General features: G+C 63.5%; 13 protein-coding genes and 1 pseudogene. 13 read left to right on the forward strand and 1 reads right to left on the reverse strand.

Features of this window, described 5'->3' with window-relative positions; genetic code table 11:
* The gene (locus ACRAQ3_RS21280; RefSeq protein ID WP_432257190.1) at nucleotides 1-330 is read right to left on the reverse strand and encodes a hypothetical protein; all 330 of its coding nucleotides are present in this window, start codon (nucleotides 328-330) and stop codon (nucleotides 1-3) included.
* A gap of 397 nt (nucleotides 331-727) precedes the next feature.
* Between ACRAQ3_RS21280 and ACRAQ3_RS21285 the strand changes: the two genes are divergently transcribed.
* The 13 genes and pseudogenes from ACRAQ3_RS21285 (at nucleotide 728) to ACRAQ3_RS21345 (ending at nucleotide 13,437) form a co-directional block, all read left to right on the forward strand.
* Nucleotides 728-1,507, forward strand: a complete 780-nt coding sequence (locus ACRAQ3_RS21285) for a cytochrome c oxidase assembly protein (protein ID WP_269398769.1) — start codon at nucleotides 728-730, stop codon at nucleotides 1,505-1,507.
* A gap of 27 nt (nucleotides 1,508-1,534) precedes the next feature.
* Nucleotides 1,535-2,506: a cytochrome c oxidase subunit II gene (gene coxB / locus ACRAQ3_RS21290; RefSeq protein WP_216823329.1), complete on the forward strand. Its 972-nt coding sequence runs from the start codon at nucleotides 1,535-1,537 to the stop codon at nucleotides 2,504-2,506.
* Nucleotides 2,503-5,049 (forward strand): cytochrome c oxidase subunit I, encoded by a 2,547-nt coding sequence (ctaD, locus tag ACRAQ3_RS21295; RefSeq protein WP_099278610.1) that lies wholly within the window; start codon nucleotides 2,503-2,505, stop codon nucleotides 5,047-5,049. The genes coxB and ctaD overlap by 4 nt, the downstream gene beginning before the upstream one ends.
* A 7-nt stretch (nucleotides 5,050-5,056) precedes the next feature.
* Nucleotides 5,057-5,434 carry a hypothetical protein gene (locus ACRAQ3_RS21300; RefSeq protein ID WP_099278611.1) on the forward strand — a complete coding sequence of 126 codons (378 nt, stop codon included), beginning with the start codon at nucleotides 5,057-5,059 and terminating at the stop codon, nucleotides 5,432-5,434.
* Nucleotides 5,435-5,531: 97 nt separating this feature from the next.
* Nucleotides 5,532-6,890, forward strand: a complete 1,359-nt coding sequence (locus ACRAQ3_RS21305) for a c-type cytochrome (RefSeq protein ID WP_216823331.1) — start codon at nucleotides 5,532-5,534, stop codon at nucleotides 6,888-6,890.
* A gap of 343 nt (nucleotides 6,891-7,233) precedes the next feature.
* Nucleotides 7,234-8,759: pseudogene (gene istA / locus ACRAQ3_RS21310) on the forward strand (IS21 family transposase).
* Nucleotides 8,756-9,520, forward strand: a complete 765-nt coding sequence (istB, locus tag ACRAQ3_RS21315; protein ID WP_432257189.1) for an IS21-like element helper ATPase IstB — start codon at nucleotides 8,756-8,758, stop codon at nucleotides 9,518-9,520. The pseudogene istA and the gene istB overlap by 4 nt, the downstream one beginning before the upstream one ends.
* A gap of 152 nt (nucleotides 9,521-9,672) precedes the next feature.
* Complete coding sequence (locus ACRAQ3_RS21320; protein WP_089885471.1) at nucleotides 9,673-10,062, forward strand: mercuric transporter MerT family protein; 390 nt, start codon at nucleotides 9,673-9,675, stop codon at nucleotides 10,060-10,062.
* Between the two features lie 12 nt (nucleotides 10,063-10,074).
* Nucleotides 10,075-10,392: a heavy-metal-associated domain-containing protein gene (locus ACRAQ3_RS21325; RefSeq protein ID WP_254050207.1), complete on the forward strand. Its 318-nt coding sequence runs from the start codon at nucleotides 10,075-10,077 to the stop codon at nucleotides 10,390-10,392.
* Nucleotides 10,389-10,808 carry a mercury resistance system transport protein MerF gene (gene merF, locus ACRAQ3_RS21330; protein ID WP_099278756.1) on the forward strand — a complete coding sequence of 140 codons (420 nt, stop codon included), beginning with the start codon at nucleotides 10,389-10,391 and terminating at the stop codon, nucleotides 10,806-10,808. Before ACRAQ3_RS21325 ends, merF begins: the two co-directional genes overlap by 4 nt.
* Nucleotides 10,805-10,945 (forward strand): hypothetical protein, encoded by a 141-nt coding sequence (locus tag ACRAQ3_RS21335; protein ID WP_162620627.1) that lies wholly within the window; start codon nucleotides 10,805-10,807, stop codon nucleotides 10,943-10,945. Before merF ends, ACRAQ3_RS21335 begins: the two co-directional genes overlap by 4 nt.
* 3 nt (nucleotides 10,946-10,948) lie before the next feature.
* The gene (merA, locus tag ACRAQ3_RS21340; RefSeq protein ID WP_432257191.1) at nucleotides 10,949-12,373 is read left to right on the forward strand and encodes a mercury(II) reductase; all 1,425 of its coding nucleotides are present in this window, start codon (nucleotides 10,949-10,951) and stop codon (nucleotides 12,371-12,373) included.
* A gap of 257 nt (nucleotides 12,374-12,630) precedes the next feature.
* Nucleotides 12,631-13,437, forward strand: a complete 807-nt coding sequence (locus ACRAQ3_RS21345; protein WP_099278754.1) for a glucose 1-dehydrogenase — start codon at nucleotides 12,631-12,633, stop codon at nucleotides 13,435-13,437.
* Nucleotides 13,438-13,958: the final 521 nt, after the last annotated feature.

Consider the following 13,958-nt stretch of genomic DNA (forward strand, 5'->3'; position numbering starts at 1 on the left):
TCAGTTGGGGCAGCTCAAGCTGACGACGGTTGGAACCGCCTCGAGGCGGTGAAGGCGGCGGTCAAGAAGGAGCTGAAGCAGGAGTTTGCCATCAACCATTCCACCCTCGAGTTCGAACATGTCCGTAATGCGCACACAAATGCAGAGCTGTTCGGTCACCAAGAGGCGGACAGAAATGGAAAAGATCATGTTCACGAAAGCTCTGAATGACGATGATATGCCATCGCAAGCGCCTGCGAAGAGAAGCTCGGAGCGGCTGCGCTTCAGGAAGACATGAAGATGAACCCGGCTCACCGCAACGACTTCTCCCCGCTTCGCACTGACCGGCACTCTAAGACAATTGCAACGTGGGAGCCGGACATTGGATAACCTCACCCGCCCTGAGACGAGACGGTTCGACAGTTAGAAGCCATTGGCGGCAACGGTGGGGGCGGTCTCGGAAAGCCTAGCACGCCTCGGCGTGTTGCGGTCATGAGCGGGTCAGGAACTAGCACAGGTGCAGGAAGTAGGGGTCAAAAGAATCGTGCTACATACAACAGCGTCGAGCGGACGCTCGGAGCTCCTTACACTTGATAGCGGATGGAAGACGTGCCTGCCTCTATTCTTCATCGCCGCCGCGCCTCCACTTCAAGCCCATACCGATGGGACGCCTCTGGCGCCGCATGCTCTCTGGACGGCTTGGTCTCTGCAACCTTCCGTCATTCTGCCGGTCGCGATCGCCGTGGCCGTGTATACGAGAGGCGTTCATCTGGCTTGGAAAAAGGCCGGGCGGAATCGTGGAGTCCCTGTCTGGCGCGTGTGCTCGTTCTTCCTGGGCATCATGGGCCTAATCGCGGCCCTAGTGTGGCCTTTGGATGCTTTGGGCGAGAACCTCTTCGCTGCTCATATGGGCCAACATATCGTGCTGATGGGTCTGGCGGCTCCATTTCTTGTCCTCGGTCTACCCATTCCCACCACAATGCGCGCGCTGCCGAGGAGCTGGCAGAGGAAACTCGCGCTCCTCGCTGCATCCAATTCGTGGCGAAGGAGCTGGAGTTGGGCGACTGCAATCAGCGTTGCAACCGTTCTGCAGCTGGTCGTGTTCCTGATCTGGCATATCCCGTCGGCGATTGCGCTCTCGCTGAATGACGGCGTCGTACATTCAACCATGCATGCATCGCTCTTCGTTTCCGCCTTACTCTTCTGGACCGCGATCTGCCAGATGCGCGGCCAAGAATTCGGAGCTGGTATGATTGCGCTCGTGATCACCTTCAAATTTTCACTGATCGTCGGCGCCCTGCTGGCCTTCGCTCCGACGGCATTTTACGCAAGCTACGGTGCCCGTCCTGCCGCATGGGGCTTTTCGCTGCTCGAAGACCAGCAGCTTGCTGGGCTTCTTATGATGACGGCCGGAGCGATGATGTATCTCATGGCCATGGTCGCCCTCGTCGCTGTATGGTTCGGCAAAATGGAGAAGACGCATCCGGCGAACGGGCGAGCGACCGTGCGGGGCACAGAAGGGCGTTAGCGAATGAACAGGCATAGCGTCGCGAGTATGTTGCTCATCGTTCTCCTTCTTTCCGCCTGCGAAGGCCCGCAATCAACCTTCGACACAGCCGGCGTCGAGGCGGAGCGGGTGCTGTCACTCTTCTGGATCATGCTGGCCGGCGCTGTCGCAATCTGGATCGTCGTGATCGGGATCAGCTACTATGCGACCAAGGCCACGCCCGGGCAGCATAGCGAAAAGAGCGGCCTGCGCCTCATCATCTGGGGTGGGTGCATCTTTCCTACCGTCGTTCTGGCGGGGTTGCTGTTCTGGGGCCTCAAGATGATGCCCGAATTGCGCCGCCCCGCCGACGGCCCGACCATCGCGGTCTCGGGCGAGCGGTTCTGGTGGCGCATTGCCTACGGTGTCGAGGGCGATCCCGGTGTGGTGCGCAACCTTCCGCAGGGCGGGATCCCCAGCGCCAACGAGATCTGGATACCGGTGGATCAGCGCACCGAGATTCTCCTCAGCAGCCCGGATGTGATCCACTCCTTTTGGGTACCGCCGCTTGCCGGAAAGATGGATGCGATACCCGGCCGGGTAAACCGGCTGATACTCGAACCGACCGAGCTCGGCGTCTTCAATGGCGCCTGCGCAGAGTTCTGCGGCACGGCTCACGCGCAGATGGAATTTCGCGTGGTCGTCGTGACCAACGCCGACTTCGAAGCGTATGTCAGGGCGCAGGCCGAGCCTGCAGCGGTCGCTGACAGCCCGGGTCTCGATCTCTTCATGCAGAACGGCTGTGCGGCGTGCCATTCGGTTCGGGGAACGCCGGCCGACGGGGACGTGGGCCCCGACTTAACGCACCTGGCCAGCCGGCGCACCATCGCGGCAGGCCTTCTCCCGGCCACGGAGGAGAACATTGCCGCATTCATCGCTTCCCCTGACCACCTCAAGCCGGGGGTCGAGATGCCGGCATTCGGCGTATTGCCGGACGGGGAAATTGCCCGCATCGCGAAATGGTTGGGGTCCCTCGAATGACTGACGGCACCATCGAAACTCCGGCCGAGCCGGACCAGGAGGACGAGGAGGTCCGCCGGGGCCAGGAAGAGCGGCTTCGGAAAGTCTGGGCGGCGCCGAAGGGGTGGCGCTATTGGTCGGCGGTCAACAACACCGAAATCGGTGTCTGGTACACGGCAGCGGCTTTCGGCTTCATGCTGTTCGCCGGTGTTCTCGCGCTGATGGTGCGGGTGCAGCTTGCCGTTCCAGAAAACGATTTCCTGTCGGCCACTCTCTACAACCAGGTCTTCACCCTGCACGGCACGGCGATGATGTTCCTCTTCGCCGTGCCGATCTTCGAAGCTGTCGCGATCATTCTCCTGCCGCAGATGTTGGGAGCGCGAGACCTTCCGTTCCCGCGTCTGTCCGCCTTTGGGTTCTGGTGCTTCCTAATCGGCGGCGTCTTCGTCTGCGGCTCGATCTTCTTCGGCGCGGCGCCGAACGCCGGCTGGTTCATGTATCCGCCGCTGACCACGAACGAGCAGTACACCCCGGGCTATGGGCCGGACATCTGGCTGCTGGGCCTGTCCTTCATCGAGGTCGCCTCGATCGCCGCGGCGGTCGAGCTGATCGTCGGAACGCTGAAATGCCGTCCTCCGGGAATGCGGCTGAACCTCATGCCGCTGTATGCCTGGTACGTTCTGGTAGTCGCGGGAATGATCCTGTTCGCGTTCCCGCCTCTGATTGCCGGCGACATCCTGTTCGAACTCGAGCGGATGTTCGATTGGCCGTTCTTCGACCCGAGCCGCGGCGGCGATCCGGTCCTCTGGCAGCACCTGTTCTGGATTTTCGGCCATCCGGAGGTCTACATCGTGTTCCTGCCGGCCATCGCGCTGGTCGCGATGATCGTGCCCACTTTCGCACAGCGTCCGATCCTCGGCTATTCGTGGATCGTGCTCGCGGCGGTGGGGACCGGGTTCATCTCCTTCGGGCTCTGGGTGCACCACATGTACACCACGGGCCTGCCTTCGATCTCGCTCGGTTTCTTCTCGGCTGCTTCGGAGGCGGTGGCGATACCGACAGGCGTGCAGATCTTCGTGTTTCTGGCCACCCTTCTCACCGGCCGCGTGATCTACTCGGTACCGATGCTCTTCGTCTCGGGGGCCCTTGCTACGTTCGTGATCGGCGGGCTCACCGGTGTCATGGTCGCGCTGGTCCCCTTCGACTGGCAGGCGCACGATACCTACTTCATCGTCGCCCACCTTCACTATGTGCTGATCGGCGGGATGCTGTTTCCGTTGGCGGCGGGGATCTATTACTATTGGCCGATAGTCGGCAGTCGGCGTCTCTCCGACAAGCTCGGAAGAGTGGCGTTCTGGCTCATGTTCGTGGGCTTCAACGTCGCATTCCTGCCGATGCATTACTCCGGATTGGCCGGCATGGCGCGCCGCGTCTGGACCTACTCCGAGGAGCTGGGCGTCGGGACCGCCAACCTCGTCTCCAGCATCGGCGCCTTCGTCTTCGCCAGCGGTTTCCTCGTGATCGTCTGGGACGTGCTGCGTCCGCGCGGCAACGCGCCTTACGCGAAGCGGAATCCTTGGAACGCTGGAACCCTCGAATGGCTGACCGAGATGCCTGGCGAGGACTGGGGTGTGCGGTCGGTCCCCATTATCACCTCGCGCTATCCTCTCTGGGAGCAGCCGAACTTCATAGACGATGTCGACAAGGGACGGTTCTACCTGCCTGACGCCCAGGAGATGAAGCGCGAAACTCTGATTACCTCGGTGCTCGACGGCGAGCCGCTGCAATGCCTGCGGGTGCCGGGTCCCAGCTTTATGCCGATGATTGCCGCGGTCTTCACCGGCGCCGTGTTCATCTTCGCAACATTCCACTGGTGGGCCGCCACGATTATCTCAATGGGGCTCGCGGCCGTCTCGATCATCGTCTGGCTCTGGCGCGGCACCGCGCAGATTCCAGAGAAGACGGAGAAAGACGTCGGGCTCGGCCTCACGCTTCCGCTCTACAAGTCGGGGCCGCAATCGATCGGCTGGTGGGCGATGTTCATCACGATGACCGGCGATGCGACCGCTTTCATCGGCCTGATCTTCGGATACTATTATTTTTTCACGATCCACATCGATTTTCCTCCGTCGGCAGAGGTCGGCCCGGGCATCTTGTGGCCGAGCGTCTCGCTGTTTCTGTTTGCGACGACATGGGGCGCGAGCCTGCTCGCGCGCAGGCTCAATCGTGCCGGACGAGTCGGTGTGGCCCGCGCGCTGATGGCGAGCGGCGCCATTCTGTCTTTCGGAGCCAGCGCGGCGTTGCTCTGGGGTCCCTTCGTGACCGGTTTGAATCCGACAGTCCATGTCTATCCGGCGACGGTCTGGGTTCTGGCGATCTGGACGGCTGTTCACGGCGTCGTGGGAAGCCTGATGCTCGCATATTGCCTGGCCCGGTCCCTGACCGGGCGGCTGACGCCCGAGCACGACATGGATCTGTGGAATGTCGTGCTATACTGGCACTTCATGGCCGCTACTGTGGTGTTGACCGTTGCAACGATCGCTTTCTTCCCGATGCTGGCGTGAGGCGGAAATGCAGGTTTTCGGAAAGACGCAGGACAATCTCTGGACCTTGATCGCCGCACCGATTGTCTGGGGATTCCACTTTCTGTTCAGCTACTTTCTCGCCGCCTATCGTTGCGCCCCTAACGCCGATCCCTTCAAGGAGATCGTCAGCACGCGGGTGGCGGTCATCGTCGTTACGGTGGTCTCACTCGGGCTGATCGCGCTCATTCTACGCCGAGCGTTCCGCGAGTGGCGCGCCGACGGCGGCGGCTTCCGGAATGACCAGTATACGGTGAGGGCGCGGGAGAGGTTCCTCGAGTTCTCGACCCTGCTCTTGGCCGCTCTTTCGTTCGTGGCCGTGATCTTCGAAACGATGCCGGTCCTGTTGATCTGGGACTGCCGATGAAGCTTGTCCGGCGAAGCTCGCGGAATCTCTCCCAATTGCCAGCGAGTCTGAGTGTTGGATTGTCACTGGCACCGTCATGAAGCGGGGAGCGTTTACAATGCGACTGAAGGTCGTCCTGACTTGGAAGAGGGTGGCGGGGCTGGCGGTTATCGGTATCGCTGGCGCGCTTCTTGTCGGTTGGTCGGGGCTGGTCTCGATTGCTGCTTCGTCGGGGCACTTTGCTGTGACGAGATGGTACCTTGGCTGGACCATGGAGAACGCCGTCGAGACGCAGTCGATGCTGATTGTGAAGCCCAAGGATCTCAATCTCGACGATCCGGCGCTCGTGCGTCGCTCTGCCGGCCACTATGCGACGGGCTGCGCCGCGTGTCATGGCGCGCCGGGCGTGCCGCAATCCCCGGTCGTGAAAGAGATGACCCCCGCTCCTCCGCGCCTAGAGGAAAAGGTGAACGAGTGGAGCGACGAGGAACTGTTCTGGATGGTCAAGAACGGGATCAAGTATTCCGGCATGCCGGCCTGGCCGGCGCAAGAGCGGGATGACGAGGTATGGGCCCAGGTGGCGTTCCTGCGTGCCCTCCCCGAAATGACACGCACCGAATACGCCGAACTCGCCTTGGGCGGAGGGCTCGCGGATAACGACCTCGAACCAGGTGGCGAGACCACCGCGGCTCTCGACGGGATCTTCGAAAACGCCCTCGCGGATTGTGTGCGTTGCCACGGACGCGACGGCTTGGGCCGCGGGGAAGGCGACGCCGAGGACGCCTTTCCGATCATTGCCGGTCAGCCCGCACCATATCTCTACGCGACGTTGCGTGCCTTTGCGCTCGGGCGGCGGGACAGCGGATTCATGGAGCCGCCCGCGAGCCGCTATCCATCGGAGGTCCTAGAGGAACTCGCGCGCTATTTCGCAGATCAGCCTGTGCCTCTGGAGAGAGCGGGCGATGCTGCGGTTCTCGGCCCGGAAGCGGAGGTTCCGAATCTGGCCGTAGATCCGGTCGACGACGCTCCAGTCGTGGATGCAGGGCTCGCCAGCGATGCGATGGAAACCTTTCTCATGCCACTGGATACGCCTCAGGATGAGGCCGGGGTCCTGGAGGGCGCAGGCGATCTTGCCTATGCCGAGATCCCGCTGACGGCGAGTGCAGGACCGCCCTCGACCCGCGAGGACGTCCTCGAACTGGGGCAGCGCATCGCCGTTGAAGGGTTTGGACAGCGCAAGGTTCCCGCCTGCCAGAGTTGTCATAGTCCGGCGGGCCGGGAAAGGAATCCGCTTTATCCGTATCTGGCTGGTCAGCCTGAATGGTATCTCAGCAAGCATCTGCGGCTTTGGAAGGAAAGCCGCCGCGGCGGAACGCGCTTCGCCCATGTTATGGACGAGATTGCCCGGAATCTGACGGAGGAGCAGATCGAGGCGGTCTCGGCGTGGTATTCCAGCCTCGCGAAAGCGAAGCCCTAGCAGATACCCTTGCGCCTGCCCGCCACGCGGGGTGCGCGACAGGCGCGGTTGGCTGACCCCAAGCAAAGGGTCAGCGACAAGAAGTTCGCAATCGATCACAAGCCAATACTGTCAAAAGCTTCTTGCACTACGGGCGGCAACCACAGAAGAGACTACCATCACCAAGCTGCCTGATCCATCCGGATTTTCCCCGGACCTGTTGGCTGTCACCGAGAACTGACCCAGTGAGAACGGCGGTGAGAAAGTCGGCCGCGGTAGCGGCGGGGTGAGCCTGCTGCGGGCGGCGTAAAAGTCGTCCACCTTTACCCTTTCTGGAGGCAGGGAGGGCGGGAGGATTTTCACCGTGGACTTGTATCGCAAGGTTCGACTGGCCTGTGCCGAGGGGATGAGCCAGCGGAAGGCGGCGCGTCATTTCAACATCTCGCGCGACAGCGTAGCCAAGATGATGGCGTTCTCTGCTCCGCCCGGCTACCGCCGCACGGCGCCCGTGAAGCGGCCGAAGCTGGATGCCTATACGGGGATCATCGACGGCTGGCTGGAGGGGGATCGCGCGGTTCATCGCAAGCAGCGGCACACGGCCAAGCGGGTATTCGAGCGGCTTCGTGACGAGCATGGTTTCCGCGGCGGCTACACGATCGTGAAGGATTACATGCGGGCGCGCGAACGGCGCGGCCGCGAGATGTTCGTGCCGCTGGCGCATCCGCCCGGTCACGCCCAGGCCGACTTCGGCGAGGCGGTGGTCGTCATCGGCGGGATCGAACAGAAGGCGCATTTCTTCGTCATGGACTTGCCGCACAGCGATGCCTGTTTCGTGCGGGCTTATCCCGCGGCGACAGCGGAAGCCTGGGTCGATGGCCACGTTCATGCCTTTGCATTCTTCGGCAAGGTGCCCGCCTCGGTCCTCTACGACAACGACCGCTGCCTGGTGGCGAAGATCCTGCCGGACGGAACGCGCAAGCGCGCCACGCTCTTCAGCGGGTTTCTGTCGCACTACCTGTTCCGCGACCGCTACGGCCGGCCCGGCAAGGGCAACGAGTGAGCCATTGAAGGCGCCATTGGTTCGAGCCCAATGGCGAACGGCAACGCGGAGGGTCTGGTCGGCTACTCGCGCCGCAACTTCATGGTGCCGATCCCGCGGTTCGCAAGCTGGGACGCGTTCAACGCCTATCTGGAGGGACAGTGCCGCAAGCGCCAGGCTGATGTCCTGCGCGGCCAGTCCGAGACCATCGGAGAGCGGCTCGCGCGGGATCTGGCAGCGATGGCCGACCTGCCGGCCGCGCCGTTCGATGCCTGCGATCAGGCCACCGGACGGGTCAGCTCCCAAGCCCTGGTGCGCTACAGGACCAACGATTACTCGGTGCCGGTCGCCTATGGCCACCGCGATGTCTGGATCAGGGGGTATGTCGATGCGGTCATGATCGGTTGCGGCGGTCAGGTCATCGCACGCCATCCCCGCTGCTACGGCCGCGAGGACATGGTCTTCGACCCGGTCCACTACCTTCCGCTGATCGAGCGCAAGATCAACGCCTGGACCAGGCGGCCCCCTTGGCCGAATGGGACCTGCCGCCGGCGTTCGCGACTCTGCGACGCCTGATGGAGGCGCGAATGACCAAGGCGGGACGGCGGGAGTATGTGCAAGTCCTGCGCCTGCTGGAGACCTTCGACATCGACGATCTCCACGCCGCCGTGAAGAAAGCCCTGCACTTGGGCGCGGTCGGCTTCGATGCCGTGAAGCATCTCGTTCTCTGCCAGGTCGAGAAACGGCCGCCGAAGCTGGACCTCGATGTCTATCCCTATCTGCCGCGCGCTCATGTCGCGTCCACGAAGGTGGCCAGCTACATGTCGCTCCTGTCGGGAGATGCGGCATGATCGACTCGCCGAAGATCCTGCTCGCGGATCATCTGAAGACGCTGAAGCTGCCCACCTTCCTGCGGGAACATGAGAAGCTCGGCCGCCAGTGCGCCATCGAGGGGCTGGACCATGTCCAGTTCTTGGCCCGCCTGGTCGAGCTGGAGCTGATCGACCGCGAGCGCAGGATGGTCGAGCGCCGCATCAAGGCCGCGAAGTTCCCGGCGACCAAGAGCCTCGACAGCTTCGATTTCAAGGCGATCCCCAAGCTGAACAAGATGCAGGTGTTGGACCTCGCCCGAGGCGAATGGATCGACCGGCGCGAGAATGTCATTGCCTTGGGGCCCAGTGGAACCGGCAAGACCCATGTGGCCCTCGGGCTGGGGCTGGCCGCCTGCCAGAAAGGGCTGTCGGTGAGCTTCATCACGGCGGCTGCGCTGGTCAACGAGCTGATGGAGGCCCGCGACGAGCGCCGCATGCTTCGCCTGCAAAAGCAGCTGGCCACCGTCAAGCTGCTCATCATCGACGAGCTGGGCTTCGTGCCCTTGTCGAAGACCGGCGCCGAGCTCCTGTTCGAGGTGATCTCGCAGCGCTATGAGCGCGGCTCGACGATGATCACCAGCAACCTGCCATTCGATGAGTGGACCGAAACCTTCGGCACCGAACGCCTGACCGGCGCGCTGCTCGACAGGTTGACCCACCACGTCAATATCCTCGAGATGAATGGCGACAGCTATCGGCTCGGCCAAAGCCGGGCTCGAAAGGCCGTAGCCGCCACCTGATCCTCGCCGGATGAATTGGCCCCGCGGGCCAATGCGCCATGCCACGCCCCAGCTATGGGGCAAGCGAGCGCGTCATGGCGCTTGCCGCCTCGCAACTGGCCTGGTTTTGCGCCGCCGCGTGGCCGGTTTTTGGCCCGCCGTTGACACCATGCATGGACACCACGGATTCTGCATTGCCGAGGGACGCGTCAGACGTCCCGGAAGGCCGCGGGTGGACGGCCACCGCGTTGGCGGCGCTCGGTGCACTGGCCATGACCTCCTGCTGCATCCTGCCGCTGGTGCTTGTCAGCTTCGGGGTCAGCGGGGTTTTCATCGCCCAGATGGGCGCCCTCTATGCCTACAAGTGGTATACCTTCGGCATCGCCGCCGCGTTCCTGGGTTACGGCTTCTACAAGGCTTATCGGCCTGTCCGCTGCGCCGATGGCACCTGTGCCCGCCCGATGAACCGCACCGCGATGCGCTCCGTTCTCTGGATAGCGGCGGCAGTGATCCTCATTGCCATGCTGTTTCCCTACGCCTCCCCCTACATCCTCTCGTTCTGAAAGCACACTGACATGAGAAACATCCTTTCCGGCGCCCTGGCGCTGTCCGCGCTTTTCGCCGCCCCCGCCTTTGCCGCCGAACAGGTCGTCCGCCTCGAGGTCGGGGGACTGACGTGTCCCTCGTGCTCGTTCATCGTCGGCAACTCGCTGAAATCCGTAGAGAGCGTGGTGATCGAGGACTTCGCCGAGGGCGAAGACCCGAGCGAGGGGCTTTATACGGTCCGTTTCGACGACGAAGTCACCTCCACTGACGCCCTCATCGCGGCGGTCGAAGAGAACGGCTACCCGGCGGCGCTTCTGGAAGACCCGGTGAGTGGCGAGGGTTCGTGAAGCGGGGTCTCGATCATCTCGATCAACCGAGAGAGCAGCCGGACCAGGCCGAGGCGAACCGCCTGCTGAAGGGTGGCCTCGGCGGCGCAATATTCGCGGCGATATGCTGCTTCACGCCACTCCTTGTCCTGGCGCTGGCTGGCGCAGGCCTGTCGGCGGTGACGGGGTGGCTCGACTACGCGCTGTTCCCGCTGCTGTTCGTCAGCCTCGCGGTGGTCGCGCAGGCTTTGTGGCTGCGTGCCGGACGGCCCGGGCCGTCCCCCAAGATCTGGGCCGCGCTCATTGCGGTGCTGCTCTCGGTCTTGATCATCGTTCTGGAGTTTCGCGGGGCGCTGACCCTCACGCTCCTCGCCGCGGCGCTGACCGGTGCCTACGCTCTCTTTCTCAACCGCAAGTCCAGGGAGGTCCGACCATGATGGCGGCTGCCTGCTGTTCTCCCATCGGCCTTTTCACGGGCCTGTTCTCGATGGCCGAGCCTTTGCTGGCGATCGGCGCCATTCTCTACCTGGTCCTCGCCAAACCGAAGACCGATCCGACGACGAAAGTGACCTGAACCATGAATGACTGCTGCTCGAACGAAAACAAAGCATACGACCTCATTGTCGTGGGCGCCGGTTCCGCCGGGTTCTCCGCCTCGATCACCGCCGCCGAGGCTGGCAAGCGCGTCGCGCTCGTGGGCCATGGGACGATCGGAGGGACTTGCGTCAACTTTGGCTGTGTGCCGTCGAAGGTCATGATCCGTGCGGCCGAGGCGCTGCATGGTGCGAGCGCGGCTGCGCGATTTCCCGGCCTGTCAGGTGCTGCGCAGGTCGATGACTGGTCCCGGCTCGTCGCCGGCAAGGACGACCTTGTCGCGACTTTGCGCCAGAAGAAATACGCTGACCTGCTGCCCAACTATGAGGGGGTCGATTACATCGAGGAAGGCCCCGCGACGTTGGTCGAGGGCGGTGTTCAGGTCGGAGATCGCACGATTACCGCGCCCAGAACGCTGATCGCTACGGGCAGCCGGTCGCTTGTCCCGGCGATCCGCGGGATTGAGGATGTCGAACCGCTCGACAGCCAATCACTTCTGGAGCTGGAGACCCTGCCCGAGAGCCTGATCTTCGTCGGGGCTGGCTATATCGGCGCGGAGCTGGCGCAGATGATGGCGCGGATGGGGGTCAAGGTAACCCTCGTGGCACGCTCCCGCCTGCTGCCCGGCGCAGAGCCCGAGGTGTCCGACGCCCTGACCGAGGCTTTCGAAGCCGAGGGCATCACGCTGCTGACCGGTCTGCAATATGACAGCGTTGCTGCGTCGGAAGATGGCGTCACCTTGAGGATCACGCAGGAGGGCACTGCGAAGGACGTCACCGCCGAGCGGATCGTCGTGACAGCCGGTCGGCGTGCCAATTCCGAAGATCTCGGCCTCCAGGAGGCGGATGTGCAGACCGACAGTCGCGGCGGGATCGTCGTGGGACAGGATATGCAGACCTCGCGCCCTGGCATCTATGCCGCCGGTGATGTGACCGACCGCGACCAGTTCGTCTACATGGCAGCCTACGGCGCCAAGATCGCGGCACGCAACGCCGTGGCGGATGCCGAAGAGCGATATGACAACAGCACGATGCCCTGGGTGGTCTTTACCGATCCGCAGGTGGCGGGAGTCGGTCTGAGCGAGCAACAGGCGCGCGATGCGGGACACGATGTGAAGACCTCGGTGCTGTCGCTCGACCAGGTGCCCCGGGCCCAGGCAGCGCGCGACACGCGAGGGCTCATCAAGCTCGTGGCCGACCGGGAGACAGACCGGCTGCTCGGTGGACAGATCGTGGCGCCCGAAGGGTCCGACACCATCCAGACGCTGGTGATGGCGCTGAAGGCGGGCATGACGACCAAGGAACTGGGCGAAACGATCTTTCCCTATCTGACGACCGTCGAGGGCCTGAAGCTCGCAGCGCAGACCTTCGACAAGGACGTGGCCATGCTGAGCTGCTGTGCCGGGTAAGATCGGCCTTTCGTCCGGCCCGCCCTGCGTCAGTGGGCCGGATCACCCCTCCATATGCAGGTGCCGATTGTCGGTGTCCGCTCCTGTGGAACCTGCATCGCGTGTCTGTAGTTTGATGCAGAGTTGGAGGAGGTCCTGACGTTCCTTGAGCGTTGCCGAGGAGGCTCGAGGGAAGACATCGCGTCTCGCACTGGGCGTCCGTGTGAGGCTGTTCACCGAACCCGGCGGCCTGACCGCCTGGCCTGATCGAGGATACCATGCAGCAGTTGCCACTCGAAAACACCCGCGCGATCGTGACTGGCGCAAGCTCCGGGATCGGCGAGGGGATTGCGCAGGCCTTCGCTGCGGCGGGCGCCTCGGTCATCGTCAACTTCCGCTCCGACGAGGAGGCGGCCGATCGCATCGTCGGTGAAATCCGCAGGAACGGCGGTCGCGCCGAGGCGGTGCAGGCCGACATCTCAACGCCGGAGGGCTGCGGGACACTGTTCGAAGCGGCCGATGAGCAGTTCGGCGGGGTGGACATCCTCGTGTCGAACGCCGGCATCCAGCGCGATGCCACCTTCACCGAACTGAGCCTCGAAGACTGGCGCCAGGTCCTCGACGTCAACCTGACCGGCCAGTTCCTCTGCGCTCAGGAGGCGGTGCGACGCTTCCGCTGTCAGGGTCTCGATCCGGAACGGTCTCCGGCGCTCGGAAAGATCATCTTCACCAGCTCCGTGCACCAGGCCATACCTTGGGCGGGCCATGCGAACTACGCCACCGCCAAGGGCGGGGTGAAGCTCCTGATGGAGACGATGGCGCAGGAACTGGCCTGCGAGAAGATCCGCGTCAACGCCATCGCGCCTGGGGCGATCAAGACGGCCATCAATCGGGACGCGTGGGAGGACGAGGAGGCCCGGAAGGAGCTTCTGAAACTCATCCCTTATGGCCGGGTTGGCGAAACCGAGGATGTGGCCGAGGCCGCGGTCTGGCTCGCGTCGGACGCGTCGGACTACGTGGTCGGGACGACGCTCTTCGTGGATGGCGGCATGATGCTCTACCCCGCCTTCCGCGAGGGCGGCTGATGGCTCCCCGCAATGCCGGATACCTGCCGTTGCGAGACTACGCTCTCCTCGGCGATTGCCACGGCGCGGCCCTGGTCGGCCGGGACGGTGCGATGGACTGGTTCTGCCCGGTCCGCTTTGGTGCGCAGTCGGCCTGCTGGACGCTATGCCTTCCTCGGAAACTTCCCGCAGGCCTTCACACATCTGCCGCTGACCAACAGCGCCATCAACCTCGATCTCTACGAGACTGGCGGCGGCGACGCGCTTCTGGGGACCCACGCCGACAGGACAGCGCGCGCCGCACCGGAGCGGGATCGAAGCGCTCAGCCTGACTCAGGCAACGAGGCCGCAGGGCTGTCTCGCGCCACCCGGTCTCTTGGATCTCGACCTGAAACAGGAGAGCGGAAAGTGTCATCGAATGGACAGCAGGGCGTTCCGCTGGATGCAATGATATCCGGCGAGATCCGCTCTCATGAAATTGAGGAATGTGCCCGTTGCGGCAGCCGGTTCCCCACTCCCGGGGTGGAGCACCAAGGCCGCCA

It is taken from the genome of Limimaricola sp. AA108-03, assembly GCF_050847355.1.
Taxonomy (GTDB): domain Bacteria; phylum Pseudomonadota; class Alphaproteobacteria; order Rhodobacterales; family Rhodobacteraceae; genus Limimaricola.